This window comes from Cupriavidus sp. SHE (genome assembly GCF_000812445.1).
GTDB lineage: Bacteria > Pseudomonadota > Gammaproteobacteria > Burkholderiales > Burkholderiaceae > Cupriavidus > Cupriavidus metallidurans.
Window position 1 is genome coordinate 84,220 of record NZ_JWMB01000030.1, and the last position, 14,879, is coordinate 99,098.

Below are 14,879 nucleotides of genomic sequence, written 5' to 3' on the forward strand. Positions count from 1 at the left end.
GATGCGCCCATGCAAAAGCCCCCGATTTCCGGGGGCTTTTGTTTTTGTCTTACTGCGCCAGCAGCGAGAAGATCGCGGGGCGCTTGTGCAGGTCGAGCCGGTCGGGGCGCCATGCTGAAATCGGCAGCGTGACGATGGCTTCGGTTGGGAGCGTCAGGTCGACTGCGATCGACAGCAGCGTGGTGCCAGCGCAGTGTTGGCGCAGCGCCTCGAGCAGCGCACCGTTGCGGTAGGGCGTTTCGATCCACACCTGCGTCTGATGCGCCTTGCGCGAGCGCTGTTCGAGTTCACGCAGCTTCTGCGCGCGGACATCGGCGTCGACGGGCAGGTATCCGTTGAACGCGAAGCTCTGGCCGTTCAGACCCGAGCCCATCACGGCGAGCAGGATCGAGCTGGGCCCGACCAGCGGGCGCACGGTGATGCCGCGCGTATGCGCCAGCCGCACCAGGTCCGCGCCGGGGTCGGCCACGGCCGGTACGCCAGCCTCGGAGAGCAGCCCGCCATCGCGGCCCGCGGCAATCGGGTCAAGCAAGGCCGTCAGTGTGTCCGGGCGGGTATTGACGTTCAACTCGCGGATCTCGATCTGCTGGATCGGCTGCGCGAGCGGGGTCGTTTCGCTGAGCTTTTTCAGGAATGCGCGTGCGGTCTTGGCGTTCTCGGCGACGAGGTAGTCGAGCCGCGCCGCGATCTGCTGGACGCCCGCTGGAATCACGTCCATCACGGGGTCGAATTCGTCGCGCTTGCCCAGTGTGTTGGGAATCAGGAACAGGTTACCGGCCATCGGTCAGGCTCCGAAGCATGGATAGCCGACGTGACGCAGCATCCCGGTGAGCGCGATCAGCGGCAGGCCGATCAGCGCGGTCGGATCGTCGGATTCGACGCGCTCGAGCAGCATGATGCCCAGTCCTTCGACTTTGGCGCTGCCGGCGCAGTCATAGGGCGTCTCGAGTCGCAGATAGGCGTCGAGTTCGGCATCGGAAAGGTCGCGGAAAGTGGCGCGTGTCTGGATATCGGCGACCTGGGCCTCGCCGGTGCGCCCATCGAGCAGGCACAGCGCGGAATGGAAAGTGACCGTTCTTCCGCGCATCAACTGGAGCTGCGCCAGCGCCTTGGCATGGGTGCCGGGTTTGCCAATCTGCTGGTCGTCGAGCGTGCAAACCTGGTCGGAGCCGATCACCAGGGCGCCGGCGTGACGCGCGGCAATCGCTTCCGCCTTGAGGCGGGACAGGCGCAATGCCGTGGCGGCAGGACGTTCATCGGCCAGGGGTGTTTCGTCGATATCCGGCGTGGCAACCTCGAACGGGATGCGCAGGCGCGACAGCAATTCGCGCCGGTAGGGGGAGCTCGACCCGAGAATCAAGGCAGGGCGGGTGTCGGAAGACATATTGTTAACAGAGAGCAGAGAGGCAGAAGCTGTGGTGAGCGGCGTACAGCTTGTATACTTTGACCGCTTCGGGTTTTTCAACGTATAATCGCGCGTTTAGCTGCACAGGCACGCACGTTGCCGGGATTTGTGTGGCAGACAAGGCATTTTGAGCGATTCAGCCCGTATGAGTCAGCTAACCCAGCCCGTGGCGTCCGCCGGGGCATTCGATCTGCGCGAAACCGATCTCTTCGCCTTCTGCCGTAAGGGCAGCAATGCGGCGGGGGATGTGGCCACGCGCGATTTGCCGCGCATCTTAGCCGAGACGGCTGCCGATGCGCCAGCTTCGGCGCCGGACGAGACATTCCACTATATGGTGGCAGGTTCCGTCCGCGATGAGGCGGTGGAGCCCGGCGCGCCGGTCGTGCAGCGACTGTTTCTCGATGTGGCGGTCAACGGACGTGTCTGGCTGGATTGCCAGCGGTGTCTCGGGGTGTACGCCGAGCCGATCGCCACGAAAATGTGCTTTGAAGTGGTGGTCAGTGAAGCGGCCGCCGAAGCGGCGCCAATGGATGACGACGAAACCGATGTCATTGTCGGTTCGAAGAAATTCTCGGTGCTGGAACTGATTGAAGATGAGGTGCTGTTGGCATTGCCGACAGCGCCGAAGCACGCGGTCTGTCCGTCGGTGCACGAGTCGCTCGTGACCGGCGCGGACGGCGAGGTGGAGCCAGAGGCGCCACCTGAGGAAGAAAAGCGGCCGTCGCCCTTCGCGGCGCTGGCCAGCCTGAAGACGAAGCATTGACGCCGCGGAAGCGGCACGGCAAGCGTCTTTTCGGTAGCAGTTGAAGCATCCGGCCGGGCCCCGGCTACGCCTTGCGCAGGATGCGTGTGTTAATATCGCAAAATTCTCGAAGGAGTCATCATGGCTGTTCAACAGAACAAGAAGTCGCCGTCCAAGCGCGGCATGCATCGTTCGCACGACCATCTGTCGGTCGCGCCGCTGGCTGTCGAGCCGACCACCGGCGAAACCCACCTGCGTCACCACGTGAGCCCGAACGGCTACTATCGTGGTCGCAAGGTCATCAAGACCAAGAACGACTGACCAAGTCGTCTGGCGTGACCAAGTGTCCCGCTCGCGCACGTTGTCAGGTGTAAAACAGGAAAGCGGCAAGCTCGTTGCCGCTTTTTTGTTGGGCGCTCGGCTCCCGCACCGCAACGTATTCGCGCGTCCGGCTGATTGCGTCCCCGCAGCCCCAGGCGACGGGTGCCGGCGCGCTTTCCGTATCAGGAAATAATGACGATCAAGCTCGCTATCGACTGCATGGGCGGCGATCACGGCGTATCCGTGACGGTGCCGGCGGCGATCAGTTTTCTTTCCAGTCACGACGACGCCGAGATGATCCTGGTCGGCTTGCCCGACGCTATCGGCGCGCAGCTCAAAAAGCTGCATGCAACGGATCATCCGCGTGTGACCGTCGTGCCGGCAACCGAGGTCATCACCATGGATGACCCGGTGGAAGTGGCGCTGCGCAAGAAGAAGGATTCTTCGATGCGCGTGGCCGCCACGCAGGTCAAGGAAGGCAAGGCCGATGCCTGCATCTCCGCCGGCAACACCGGCGCGCTGATGGCGGTGTCGCGCTATGTGCTCAAAACGCTCGAAGGTATCGAGCGCCCGGCTATCGCCACCACGATTCCCAATGAACAAGGCTGGGGCACCACGGTGCTCGACCTCGGCGCGAATGCCGATTGCGAGCCCGGACACCTGCTGCAGTTCGCGCGTATGGCCGATGCCATGGTGTCGGTGGTGGATCACAAGGAGCACCCGACCGTCGGGCTGCTCAATATCGGCGAGGAAGTGATCAAGGGCAACGAGGTGGTCAAGGCCGCCGGCGAGTTGCTGCGTGCTTCCGAACTAAACTTCTACGGCAACGTGGAAGGCAATGACATCTTCAAGGGTACGACCGATATCGTCGTTTGTGACGGTTTCGTTGGCAATGTGGCGCTCAAGAGCACAGAGGGCCTCGCGAAGATGATCGGCAGTATGATCAAGGAAGAATTCACGCGTTCGTGGTTCACGAAGCTGCTGGCGGTGGTGGCCATGCCGGTGCTGTCTCGCCTGGCGCGACGGCTCGATCCGGCCCGCTATAACGGCGCTTCCCTGCTGGGCCTGCGTGGGCTCGTGATCAAGAGCCACGGCTCGGCTGATGCCCATTCTTTTGAGTGGGCCATCAAACGCGGGTATGATGCCGCCAGAAATGGCGTCATCGAACGCATAGCAAGGGCATTCGCTCACAAGTCAGGTGCCGGTGGCGCCGCGACGGGCAGCCCGGAGACAGACGCACCGAACCCACATCCCGATTCTCGCGCCGCCTGAGGCCGCTTGCCCGCTGCGGCGGGCAGCCTGCGCGACCGCGCACAGGGCGACCCGGTGAGCATCACGATCCGACACGACATGACCAAGTACGCAAAAATCATCGGTACAGGGAGCTATCTGCCTCCTCGGCGCGTCACGAACGCCGACCTGGCGGCTCAGCTTGCCGAGAAGGGCATCGAGACTAGCGACGAGTGGATCGTCTCGCGCAGCGGCATCTCGGCGCGTTACTGGGCCGAGCCCGATGTCACGTCGAGCGACCTGGCCGTCAAGGCGGCCGAACGGGCGATCGAGGCGGCCGGTATCGACCGCCAGGACATCGACCTGATCATCGTCGCCACGTCCACGCCCGACTACGTTTTCCCGAGCGCCGCTTGCCTCGTGCAGCAGAAGCTCGGCATCACCAACCAATGCGCGGCATTCGACCTGCAGGCCGTCTGCTCCGGCTTTGTCTATGCGCTGGCCACGGCGGACAAGTTTATCCGCAGCGGCTCGCACAAGAATGTGCTCGTGATCGGCTCCGAGGTGTTCTCGCGCATTCTGGACTTCAACGATCGCACCACCTGCGTGCTATTTGGCGATGGCGCCGGTGCGGTGGTCCTGACCGCGTCCGATGAGCCGGGCATCCTGTCCACGGCCATGCATTCGGACGGTAGCCACGTGGGCATCCTTTGCGTGCCGGGCAATGTGTCCGGTGGCGCGATCACCGGCAATGCGTTCCTGCATATGGACGGACAAGCTGTGTTCAAGCTGGCTGTGACCGTGCTCGACAAGGTCGCGCGCGAAGCCATCACGGCGGCCGAGATGCAGGCCGACGAGATCGATTGGTTGATCCCGCACCAGGCCAACATCCGCATCATGCAGGGCACGGCCAAGAAGCTCGGCCTGCCGAGTGAGCGCATGATTGCCACCGTGCATGAGCACGGCAATACCTCCGCCGCTTCGATTCCGCTGGCGCTCGACGTCGCGGTACGCGATGGCCGCATCAAGCCCGGGCAGACCGTGCTGATGGAGGGTGTGGGTGGCGGCTTTACCTGGGGCGCGGTGCTGCTGCGCATGTAAGATGCGGCCGGCGCGCGGCGCGTAGAACGCGGTGCGCCAGTCGACAAGATGAATTGCTAGGACTGGATTTCAGATGAAATTCGCATTTGTTTTCCCCGGACAGGGTTCGCAGTCGGTCGGCATGCTCAATGCCTTTGTCGATAACCCGATGGTGCGCGCCACGCTTGAAGAAGCTTCGACGGCGCTGGGCCAGGACATCGGCAAGCTGATTGCGGAAGGTCCGGCCGAAGAGCTGAACCTGACGACCAACACGCAGCCCGTGATGCTGACGGCCGCAGTGGCCGTGTACCGCGCATGGCTCGACGCCGGTGGTCCGGCTCCGGCACTGGTTGCAGGCCATAGCCTGGGCGAGTACTCGGCGCTGGTGGCCGCAGGGGTGATCCCTTTTGCCGAGGCGGTGCCGCTGGTTCGCTTCCGTGCCCAGGCGATGCAGGAAGCGGTGCCGGTGGGCGAGGGCGGCATGGCCGCGATCCTTGGCCTGTCGGACGATGACGTGCGCGCCGCGTGCGCCGAGGCTGCGGCGGCAGGCGCTGGCGTGGTCGAGGCTGTCAACTTCAATGCCCCGTCGCAGGTGGTGATCGCCGGCAACAAGGGCGCCGTGGAAAAGGCCTGCGAGATTGCCAAGGCGAAGGGCGCCAAGCGCGCGCTGCCGCTGCCGGTGTCCGCCCCGTTCCACTCGTCGCTGCTCAAGCCTGCATCGGATCGCCTGCGCGACCGCATGGCTGGCCTGTCGTTCTCGGCACCGGCCATTCCGCTGGTGAACAATGTCGACGTGGCAATCATCAATGATCCGGCTCAGATCAAGGACGCGCTTGTTCGTCAGGCAGCCGCTCCGGTACGCTGGGTCGAGTGCGTGCAGAAGATGGCCGCCGAGGGCGTGACACACGTGATCGAGTGCGGTCCGGGTAAAGTGCTGGCCGGTATGACCAAGCGCATCGACGGCAACCTCGTTGGTGGTGCAATCTTTGATCCGGCGTCGCTGCAGGAAACGCTGGCGCTGCTGAAGTAAGACCAAGGAACAAACGCAACATGAGCAAGACTCTGGAGAATCAGGTCGCACTGGTGACCGGCGCATCGCGCGGGATCGGCCGTGCCATCGCGCTGGAGCTCGCACGGCAGGGCGCAACGGTGATCGGTACCGCCACGAGTGAGTCGGGCGCTGCTGGCATCAGCGAGTACCTGGCGGGCGAAGGCCTGAAGGGCAGCGGTGTGGTGCTGAACGTCAACGACGCGGCGCGCTGCGAGGCAGTGATCGACGAGATCATCAAGGCGAATGGCGGTCTGAACGTGTTGGTCAACAACGCCGGCATTACGCAGGATCAGTTGGCCATGCGCATGAAAGACGAGGATTGGAGCGCCGTCATCGACACGAACCTGACGGCCGTGTTCCGTCTGGCCCGTGCCGTGCTGCGCCCGATGATGAAGGCCCGTGGCGGCCGCATCATCAACATCACCTCGGTGGTCGGCTCCACCGGTAACCCCGGTCAGATGAACTACGCTGCGGCGAAGGCTGGTGTCGAGGGCATGACGCGCGCGCTGGCCGCCGAAATCGGCAGCCGCAACGTCACCGTCAACTGCGTGGCCCCCGGATTCATCGATACCGACATGACCAAGGTGCTGTCGGAAGAGCAGCATGCGGCGCTGAAGACCCGGATTCCTCTGGGTCGTCTTGGCCAGCCGGAAGACATCGCCAATGCGGTGGCGTTCCTGGCTGGTCCGCAGGCCGCCTACATCACGGGCACTACGCTGCACGTGAACGGCGGGATGTACATGAATTGATGGTTCCGCCCGGGATCGGTTTCGAGGGAGAAGCCGAAAGAAGCCGGGCGAAGCTGTTGTTTTTCAAACCAAACGGGCGTGATTCTTGCAAAGCTTGGCAGGCGGATTTTTTGTGGTCCAAACCTGCTAAAATGCGCCCACTTTTTGTCGAACTTCCCTGGAGGGTTACATGGACAATATCGAACAACGCGTCAAGAAAATCGTTGCTGAGCAGCTTGGCGTGGCCGAGGCAGACATCAAGAACGAATCGTCGTTCGTGAACGATCTCGGTGCGGACTCGCTGGACACGGTTGAACTCGTGATGGCGTTGGAAGATGAATTCGGCATGGAAATTCCCGATGAGGAAGCCGAAAAGATCACGACCGTGCAACAAGCTATTGACTACGCTACCGCGCACGTCAAGGCTTAAGCCGTCGTCTTCATATTCCGAGCCACAGAAGGCAGGTCGGCGGGGCCGTTACGGTCCTGTCACGCTGTTTTCTGTGGCTTTCGTCTGTTCGACGAAGCAGAATCGGAATGATCTCAGCCGCTTCCTTTCGCAAGGAATCACTTCCTATCGGCAGGAGCAGCGAGATCCTGAATCAATCCAATTCCGCTTCACGTACTCGTAGGAAAAAATAGTGAGCCGTCGTCGCGTCGTCGTCACTGGGCTTGGCCTTGTGTCTCCCGTCGGAAACACGGTTGCCGAAGGCTGGGCCAATCTGGTTGCCGGCAAGTCCGGCATCGCCACCATCACCAAGTTCGATCACTCTCCCTTTGCTGTGCATTTTGCGGGCGAAGTGAAGGGCTTCAATGCCGAGGATTACATCCCCGCCAAGGAAGCCCGGAACATGGATACCTTCATCCATTTCGGCATCGCCGCCGGTTCGCAGGCGCTCAAGGACAGCGGCCTGGAAGTGACCGAGGCCAACGCCGAGCGCATCGGTGTGCTGGTGGGCTCGGGTATTGGCGGGCTGCCGATGATCGAAGATACGCAGATGACGCTGGCCGAACGCGGCCCGCGCCGGATCTCGCCGTTCTTCGTGCCGGGTTCGATCATCAATATGATCTCCGGCCACCTGTCGATCATTCACGGCCTCAAGGGCCCGAACCTGGCTGCGGTGACGGCCTGCACAACCGGGCTGCACAGCATCGGCCTGGCTGCGCGTCTGATTCAGGCGGGTGACTGCGATGCGATGCTGGCTGGCGGAGCAGAGTCGACGGTGTCGCCGCTCGGCATCGGCGGTTTTGCGGCAGCGCGCGCGCTTTCCACTCGCAACGATGACCCCGCCGCGGCGTCGCGTCCGTGGGACAAGGACCGCGACGGCTTCGTGCTGGGCGAGGGTGCCGGCGTGATGATGCTCGAGGAGTATGAGTCGGCCAAGGCGCGCGGCGCGCGAATCTATGCTGAGCTCATCGGCTTCGGCATGAGCGGTGACGCGTTCCACATGACGGCGCCGAACACCGACGGTCCGCGCCGCTGCATGGTCGCTGCGATCAAGGATGCCGGAATCAATCCGGGCGAAGTGCAGTACCTCAACGCGCATGGCACCTCGACGCCGCTGGGTGACAAGAACGAGACCGATGCCGTCAAGCTGGCATTCGGTGATCACGCCTACAAGATGGTGGTCAACTCGACGAAGTCGATGACCGGTCACTTGCTGGGTGGCGCTGGGGGCCTGGAGTCGGTGTTCACGGTTCTGGCGATTCACAATCAGATCTCGCCGCCGACCATCAACATCTTCAATCAAGATCCCGAGTGTGATCTCGATTACGTCGCCAATACGGCACGAGACATGAAGATTGATGTTGCCGTGAAGAACAACTTCGGCTTCGGCGGTACCAACGGTACGCTTGTCTTCCGCCGCGTCTGATATCGCGCGCGTTTCGCATGAAACGGGGCCGGCTGGTGACAGCGGCCCCCGTCCCATCCTGTACTCCCCGGCATTTCCCCGAATCTCTGGGTTGCACGCAGGTGCAACCGTGTTCGTGGCCAGGCGGAACCTTATTGCGCAGTTGTGGTCACAGAATGCGCTCCGCGACACCCGAAATCGCCTGGATCGTAGGTAAAATACAACGCTTGTCTTGACGACGAAACCAAGAGATACACTGCAGCAGGTGAACTATTCGTGAGTGAACGCGAAGCCGATCAGCTTCTAGTTGAACGCGTCCAGCAGGGCGACAAACGGGCCTTTGAGTTGCTGGTGACCAAATATCACCGCAAGATCATCCGCCTGATCTCCCGCCTTGTCCGAGACCCCGCCGAAGTGGAGGATGTGGCGCAAGATGCCTTTATCAAGGCATATCGCGCGCTGCCCCAGTTCCGGGGCGAATCCGCTTTCTACACGTGGCTGTACCGGATCGCCGTCAACACGGCCAAGAACTACCTGGCTACCCAGGGACGGCGGCCGGAAGCGTCCAGCGATATCGATGCCGAAGAGGCTGAAACTTTTGCGGACGGTGAGCAACTAAGGGATATCAATACGCCGGAGTCGATGCTCCACACGCGCCAGGTTGCCGATACGGTGAACCGCGCCATGGAGGCATTGCCGGAAGAATTACGCACCGCCATTACGCTGCGCGAGATCGAAGGCCTCAGCTATGAGGAGATCGCGGAGGCGATGGGGTGTCCGATCGGTACGGTGCGCTCGCGGATTTTCCGGGCGCGCGAAGCGATCGCCGAGAAGTTGCGCCCGCTGCTGGGAACGGCAGAGGGCAAACGGTGGTAGGGGATGTCAGCAGGATGCTGGTGTCTCTCAGTTTGAATGTCGTGCAGCCAGCGTTGCAGCCTATTCCTGCATCGATAAACGACAAGCAGTAGTGACGGGATTTATCGGTGTTCGATGGAATTTCTTGGGGTTGGAAATGGGTCAGGCTCATAAGCAGTCGGTTCATGTAATGGAAGCCGCGGAGCAGATTTCCGCATTGATGGACGGCGAGCTGGCGCCGCACGACGTGGATGCCGCGCTCGGCCTTGCCAAAGGCGACGCTGGTATGGCCGACTGGTCGATGTACCAGTTGATCGGCGATGCGATGCGTTCGGAAGAGTTGACGCACGCAGGGTCGACCGAAGCCTTCCTCTCCCGATTCTCCGCGCAGCTTGAAGCCGAGCCACATGTGCTGGTGCCGGCTGTCGCGCAGGCTGGCCGTCATCGCCTGCTGGTGCGTCCATCGTGGGTGCGCCGTGTGGTGCCCGGTACCGCGATTGCTGCCGCGGTGGCTGCTGTGAGCTGGGTCGTGGTTCCGCAGATGCGCGGGCCAGGCGGTGTGGGCGCTCCGGATGCTGTGGTTGCAAGCGTCGAGCAACCGGCCGGTGCGACGGTAAAGGCTGGCGTTGCTGCGCCGGCGGCCGCGGGTTCGATCATGGCGGTCTCCGCCGATAGTGCCCAGATGATTCGCGATCCCCGTCTCGATGAATATCTGCGTGCCCATCGCACGTCGGTCGCAACCGATGCCTTTGTGCCGACCATGCGTACGGTGGTGAATGGTGTCAACTTCTCTCAGGACAATTCGCAGGAATAATGCCGGACATGCATAAAGGACCGTCGCTCGCCAATGCAGCGGGCGTACACGGAAAGAAGGGCCTGCGGAGGTCCTTTTTTCTGGCCTTATGTCTGACCGCTGCCGCCGCGACTGCGCAGCCGTCTGACTCCACGCTGAACCGCCGTGACGCCACGGCGTGGCTGAACAAGATCCATCGTGCTGCCCAGCGGGAGAACTACGTTGGTACGCTGATTTATCAGCGCGGCAGCATCATCCATGCGTCGCGGATCCAGCATTACAGCGATCTCGTACACAACGAGTACGAACGACTGGAAACGTTGGACGGCAAACCGCGCGAGGTGCTGCGCCAGAATGATGTGGTTCACAGTCTGATTCCCGAGGCCAAGCTTGTGGTCGTGGAGAAGCAGGAGGCCAAGGACCGCTTCCCGGCGCTGCTGGCGACGAACAAGAGCGACGTACTCGACCTGTACGACATGCACAAGCTGCCGGCCGAACGCGTCGCCGGCGTCGAGTGCGAGGTCTTCTCGCTGGACCCTCACGACACGGCACGTTACGCGGTGCGGTTGTGGGCCGACAGGAATTCGGGCCTGCTGATGCGCGCGCAGACGATCGGCGAAGGCGGCAAGGTACTTGAGCAGGTCGCATTCTCGCAGGTCGATATCGGCGTTCCTTCGGACAAGCAGCGCATCCTCAATGCGATCAAGGGCGCGAGCTCCTGGAGTCATTACGAGGTTACCTATCAGCCTGCCAGCATCGCCGACGAAGGCTGGTCGATCAACACGCCGATCAAGGGCTTTCAGAAGATCCGGGAAGTACGCCGCCCACTGGGCGAGTTGCATGCCCCGACCGCGGCCAACAAGGCCGGGCAGGTCTTCGAAGTACTGCAGGTCGTCTACAGTGATGGCCTGACGGGGCTTTCGGTCTTCATCGAGCCCGTATCCGAGCAGCGTGCCCGCCGCGAGGGCGTGGCGTCGCTCGGTGCCACCCAGGTCGTGGTACGGCGCGTGGCCGATTTCTGGATTACCGTGGTCGGCGAAGTGCCTGCTTCTACGGTGAGGCAGTTTGCGGCTGGCGTGGAATACCGCCCGCCCAAAGCGGTACACTGACCGAAATTGGTCCGGCGGCGGTGGAGTGGCAGTCCCGCAACACCGCCAGGCAGTACGCTTTGCAGGCGTCCCCCGGCCTTATGCGCTGTGAAGCGCTGTGAAGCATCCGTTTCTCGCTGATCTCCCGGGAGTTTTGTCGATGATTTCCAGATCTCCAGCCCTGGCAAGGGTCGTGGTCATGGTGGCCATGCTCGTGTTCGGTCCGGCTGTTTCCGAATTGGGGCACGCTCAGGCGGCGGCCCAGAACTACAACCTGCCCGACTTTACCGACCTGGTCGAGAAGGTGAGTCCGGCGGTTGTGAATATCCGCACGACAGAGCGCGTGCGCTCGCGTGGCGGCAATTCTCCCGATGACGACGAAATGGCGGAGTTCTTCCGTCGCTTCTTCGGCGTGCCGATGCCCGGAACGCCGGGACAGCCGCGCCGTGGCCAGCCTCCGCAAGGACAGGGCCAAAGTCAGGGGCAGGGCGAAGAGATGAGCCGGGGCGTGGGTTCCGGTTTCATCATCAGCCAGGATGGCTACGTGATGACGAACGCCCACGTGGTGGCAGAGGCCGACACGATCTACGTGACGCTGCCTGACAAGCGCGAATTCAAGGCCAAGCTGATTGGTGCGGACAAGCGTACCGACGTGGCGCTGCTCAAGATCGATGCAACGGGTCTGCCACGCCTGCCGCTCGGGGATTCGGACAAGGTCCGCACCGGCGAGTGGGTATTGGCCATTGGTTCGCCGTTCGGGCTGGACAGCAGCGTGACCGCCGGTATCGTATCGGCCAAGGCGCGCGACACCGGCGACTACCTGCCGCTTATCCAGACTGACGTGGCGGTGAACCCTGGTAATTCGGGTGGTCCGCTGATCAACCTGCGCGGCGAAGTCATCGGCATCAATTCGCAGATCTACAGCCGCAGCGGTGGTTATATGGGCATTTCGTTCGCGACCCCGATCGACGAAGCGATGCGTGTGACCGAGCAACTGAAGGCGACTGGCAAGGTGACGCGTGGGCGGATCGCCGTGGCGATTGGCGATGTGACCAAGGAAGTGGCGGACTCGCTGGGCCTTGGGCGCACTCGCGGCGCGCTGGTTGGCAGCGTCGAGCCGGGCGGCCCTGCCGAAAAGGCCGGTATCGAGGCGGGCGACATCATCCTGAAGTACAACGGCCGGGATATTGAGAAGGCTGCGGATCTGCCGCGGATGGTCGGAGACACCAAGCCGGGTACGCGCGTGCCGATGCAGGTGTGGCGCAAGGGGCAGACGCGAGAGGTAATGATCACGGTGGCGGAGCTTGAGCCCGACACCCCTCGCGCCACGCCGCGCCGCGGCGACAAGCGCGGCGGAGGTACCGAAGAGGCACCCGCGCCGAAGCCGAATGCACTGGGCCTGATCGTCAACGACATCCCCGAGGCGCGGATGCGCGAGCTCAAGCTGAAGTCAGGGGTGGAGGTCGACACGGTTGATGGTCCGGCCGCCCGTGCCGGAATCCGTCCGGGCGACATCATCCTGCGACTCGGCGATACCGACGTGACCAGTGCGAGGCAGTTCAACGATCTCGTCAAGGGACTGGACAAGAACAAGATGGCTGCCGTGTTCGTGCGCCGCGGCGATGCTACCCAGGTGCTGACGCTGCGTCCTAATCAGACGCGCTGACCAGGCCCTGGATCGAGGCTTCAAACAATCGCGCCGGACAAGTTCCGGCGCGATTGTTTCGTAATGGGTGCGTCAAGCGCCATTTTGACGCGCCGCGCCCCGCGCCGCCCGAGTTCAATTCGCGGACGGAAGTCCTTGAAAATCCGGTAAAATCGCGGATTGGCGCGAGCTCCGCGCGCCCCAACTTTTTTGCTCCCGCGCCCGACAGATCTACCCATGAGCGCGCCGGTGCTTCCCAGAACGTTAGATGGACCACATTCGTAATTTCTCGATCATTGCCCACATCGACCATGGTAAATCCACCTTGGCCGACCGGATCATTCAGCGCTGTGGCGGGCTGTCCGATCGCGAAATGGAAGCGCAGGTGCTCGATTCGATGGATATCGAGAAGGAGCGGGGCATCACGATCAAGGCCCAGACCGCCGCGCTGAGCTACAAGGCGCGCGACGGCCAGGTCTACAACCTGAATCTGATCGATACGCCGGGACACGTCGACTTCAGCTACGAAGTCAGCCGCTCCCTGTCCGCATGCGAAGGCGCGCTGCTAGTGGTCGACGCTTCGCAGGGCGTGGAAGCCCAGACCGTTGCCAACTGCTACACGGCCATCGAACTGGGCGTCGAAGTCGTGCCCGTGCTGAACAAGATCGATCTGCCGCAGGCCGACCCGGCCAATGCGATCCAGGAGATCGAGGACGTGATCGGCATCGACGCACAGGACGCCACGCCGTGCTCGGCCAAGACCGGCCAGGGCGTGGAAGACGTGATCGAGGCGCTGATCGCCAAGGTTCCGCCCCCCAAGGGTGACGTCGCCGCGCCGCTACAGGCGCTGATCATCGATTCCTGGTTCGACAACTACGTTGGCGTGGTGATGCTGGTGCGCGTGGTCAACGGCACGCTTCGCCCCAAGGACAAGGTTCTGCTGATGGCCACCGGCGCCCAGCATCTGGTGGAGCAGGTCGGTGTGTTCTCGCCGAAGTCGATCCAGCGAGATGAGCTGACGGCGGGGCAGGTGGGTTTCGTGATTGCCGGCATCAAGGAGTTGAAGGCAGCCAAAGTTGGCGACACGATCACCACTATGACGCGCCGCGCCGAAGCGCCGCTGCCGGGCTTCAAGGAAGTCAAGCCGCAGGTGTTCGCGGGGCTGTACCCCGTGGAATCGAATCAGTACGAGGCCCTGCGCGAATCGCTCGAGAAGCTGCGTCTGAACGATGCATCGCTGCAGTTCGAGCCGGAAGTCTCGCAGGCACTCGGCTTCGGTTTCCGCTGCGGCTTCCTGGGTCTGCTGCACATGGAGATCGTGCAGGAGCGTCTGGAGCGTGAATTCGACATGGACCTGATCACGACCGCGCCGACCGTGGTCTATCAGGTTCAGCAGCGTGATGGCACGGTGTTGACCGTCGAGAACCCGGCCAAGATGCCCGATCCGAGCAAGATCGAAGCCATTCTCGAGCCGATCGTCACGGTCAATCTGTATATGCCGCAGGATTATGTCGGCTCGGTGATGACGCTGTGCACGCAGAAGCGGGGCGCGCAGATCAATATGAGCTATCACGGCAAGCAAGTGCAGCTCACGTACGAGATCCCGATGGCGGAAATCGTGATGGATTTCTTCGATCGCCTGAAGTCGGTATCGCGCGGCTACGCATCAATGGATTACGAGTTCAAGGAATACCGGCAGTCGGATGTGGTGAAGGTGGATATCTTGATCAACAGCGACAAGGTCGATGCCTTGTCCGTGATCGTGCACCGTTCAAACTCGCAGTATCGCGGTCGCGAGGTGGCGGCCAAGATGCGCGAGATCATCCCGCGTCAGATGTACGACGTGGCCATCCAGGCCGCCATCGGCTCGAATATCATCGCGCGCGAGAACGTGAAAGCGCTGCGCAAGAACGTGCTGGCCAAATGCTACGGCGGCGATATCAGCCGGAAGAAGAAGCTGCTGGAAAAGCAGAAAGCAGGCAAGAAGCGGATGAAGCAGGTGGGGACCGTCGAAATCCCGCAGGAGGCCTTCCTGGCGATCCTGCAGGTGGACGACAAGTAAGCGCGCCCCAGCGACGACACAACATC

At 62.4% G+C, this 14,879-nt stretch carries 15 protein-coding genes; 13 read left to right on the forward strand and 2 right to left on the reverse strand.

Annotated features, from left to right (window positions below):
- Positions 1–49: 49 nt before the first annotated feature.
- Both RN01_RS16490 and RN01_RS16495 read right to left on the reverse strand, forming a co-directional pair.
- Positions 50–781 carry an SAM-dependent methyltransferase gene (locus RN01_RS16490; protein WP_024569910.1) on the reverse strand — a complete coding sequence of 244 codons (732 nt, stop codon included), beginning with the start codon at positions 779–781 and terminating at the stop codon, positions 50–52.
- A gap of 3 nt (positions 782–784) precedes the next feature.
- Positions 785–1,384, reverse strand: a complete 600-nt coding sequence (locus RN01_RS16495) for a Maf-like protein (RefSeq protein WP_024569909.1) — start codon at positions 1,382–1,384, stop codon at positions 785–787.
- Positions 1,385–1,550: 166 nt separating this feature from the next.
- Between RN01_RS16495 and RN01_RS16500 the strand changes: the two genes are divergently transcribed.
- From RN01_RS16500 to lepA, 13 genes are all read left to right on the forward strand, one after another.
- On the forward strand, positions 1,551–2,168 hold the full coding sequence (locus tag RN01_RS16500) for a DUF177 domain-containing protein (protein WP_008644821.1): 618 nt from the start codon (positions 1,551–1,553) through the stop codon (positions 2,166–2,168).
- Between the two features lie 120 nt (positions 2,169–2,288).
- A complete protein-coding gene (gene rpmF, locus RN01_RS16505; protein ID WP_008644820.1) occupies positions 2,289–2,468 on the forward strand; it encodes a 50S ribosomal protein L32 in 180 nt (59 codons plus the stop codon).
- A gap of 192 nt (positions 2,469–2,660) precedes the next feature.
- Positions 2,661–3,740, forward strand: a complete 1,080-nt coding sequence (gene plsX / locus RN01_RS16510; RefSeq protein ID WP_011517025.1) for a phosphate acyltransferase PlsX — start codon at positions 2,661–2,663, stop codon at positions 3,738–3,740.
- Positions 3,741–3,818: 78 nt separating this feature from the next.
- Positions 3,819–4,799, forward strand: coding sequence for a beta-ketoacyl-ACP synthase III (locus tag RN01_RS16515; RefSeq protein WP_024569908.1), 981 nt, complete (start codon positions 3,819–3,821; stop codon positions 4,797–4,799).
- Positions 4,800–4,872: 73 nt separating this feature from the next.
- On the forward strand, positions 4,873–5,808 hold the full coding sequence (gene fabD / locus RN01_RS16520; RefSeq protein WP_024569907.1) for an ACP S-malonyltransferase: 936 nt from the start codon (positions 4,873–4,875) through the stop codon (positions 5,806–5,808).
- Between the two features lie 20 nt (positions 5,809–5,828).
- Entirely contained in the window at positions 5,829–6,578 is a 750-nt protein-coding gene (gene fabG, locus RN01_RS16525) for a 3-oxoacyl-ACP reductase FabG (protein ID WP_017515590.1), read from the forward strand.
- Between the two features lie 169 nt (positions 6,579–6,747).
- Positions 6,748–6,987 (forward strand): acyl carrier protein, encoded by a 240-nt coding sequence (gene acpP / locus RN01_RS16530; RefSeq protein WP_008644813.1) that lies wholly within the window; start codon positions 6,748–6,750, stop codon positions 6,985–6,987.
- 211 nt (positions 6,988–7,198) lie between these two features.
- On the forward strand, positions 7,199–8,431 hold the full coding sequence (fabF, locus tag RN01_RS16535; protein ID WP_008644809.1) for a beta-ketoacyl-ACP synthase II: 1,233 nt from the start codon (positions 7,199–7,201) through the stop codon (positions 8,429–8,431).
- Positions 8,432–8,686: 255 nt separating this feature from the next.
- Positions 8,687–9,286 (forward strand): RNA polymerase sigma factor RpoE, encoded by a 600-nt coding sequence (rpoE, locus tag RN01_RS16540; protein ID WP_008644807.1) that lies wholly within the window; start codon positions 8,687–8,689, stop codon positions 9,284–9,286.
- A gap of 136 nt (positions 9,287–9,422) precedes the next feature.
- Complete coding sequence (locus RN01_RS16545) at positions 9,423–10,079, forward strand: sigma-E factor negative regulatory protein (protein WP_024569906.1); 657 nt, start codon at positions 9,423–9,425, stop codon at positions 10,077–10,079.
- Positions 10,080–10,087: 8 nt separating this feature from the next.
- On the forward strand, positions 10,088–11,167 hold the full coding sequence (locus tag RN01_RS16550) for a MucB/RseB C-terminal domain-containing protein (protein ID WP_024569905.1): 1,080 nt from the start codon (positions 10,088–10,090) through the stop codon (positions 11,165–11,167).
- Between the two features lie 139 nt (positions 11,168–11,306).
- Positions 11,307–12,812: a DegQ family serine endoprotease gene (locus RN01_RS16555; RefSeq protein WP_024569904.1), complete on the forward strand. Its 1,506-nt coding sequence runs from the start codon at positions 11,307–11,309 to the stop codon at positions 12,810–12,812.
- A 247-nt stretch (positions 12,813–13,059) separates the two neighbouring features.
- Complete coding sequence (lepA, locus tag RN01_RS16560) at positions 13,060–14,853, forward strand: translation elongation factor 4 (protein ID WP_017512439.1); 1,794 nt, start codon at positions 13,060–13,062, stop codon at positions 14,851–14,853.
- Positions 14,854–14,879: the final 26 nt, after the last annotated feature.

Coding starts and splice junctions, on each gene's coding strand:
- RN01_RS16500 (WP_008644821.1), top strand. CDS start 1,551: ATGAGTCAGCTAACCCAGCCCGTGGCGTCCGCCGGGGCATTCGATCTG.
- rpmF (WP_008644820.1), top strand. CDS start 2,289: ATGGCTGTTCAACAGAACAAGAAGTCGCCGTCCAAGCGCGGCATGCAT.
- lepA (WP_017512439.1), top strand. CDS start 13,060: ATGGACCACATTCGTAATTTCTCGATCATTGCCCACATCGACCATGGT.
- RN01_RS16550 (WP_024569905.1), top strand. CDS start 10,088: ATGCATAAAGGACCGTCGCTCGCCAATGCAGCGGGCGTACACGGAAAG.
- RN01_RS16495 (WP_024569909.1), bottom strand. CDS start 1,384: ATGTCTTCCGACACCCGCCCTGCCTTGATTCTCGGGTCGAGCTCCCCC.
- RN01_RS16555 (WP_024569904.1), top strand. CDS start 11,307: ATGATTTCCAGATCTCCAGCCCTGGCAAGGGTCGTGGTCATGGTGGCC.
- RN01_RS16545 (WP_024569906.1), top strand. CDS start 9,423: ATGGGTCAGGCTCATAAGCAGTCGGTTCATGTAATGGAAGCCGCGGAG.
- RN01_RS16490 (WP_024569910.1), bottom strand. CDS start 781: ATGGCCGGTAACCTGTTCCTGATTCCCAACACACTGGGCAAGCGCGAC.
- acpP (WP_008644813.1), top strand. CDS start 6,748: ATGGACAATATCGAACAACGCGTCAAGAAAATCGTTGCTGAGCAGCTT.
- plsX (WP_011517025.1), top strand. CDS start 2,661: ATGACGATCAAGCTCGCTATCGACTGCATGGGCGGCGATCACGGCGTA.
- RN01_RS16515 (WP_024569908.1), top strand. CDS start 3,819: ATGACCAAGTACGCAAAAATCATCGGTACAGGGAGCTATCTGCCTCCT.
- fabD (WP_024569907.1), top strand. CDS start 4,873: ATGAAATTCGCATTTGTTTTCCCCGGACAGGGTTCGCAGTCGGTCGGC.
- fabG (WP_017515590.1), top strand. CDS start 5,829: ATGAGCAAGACTCTGGAGAATCAGGTCGCACTGGTGACCGGCGCATCG.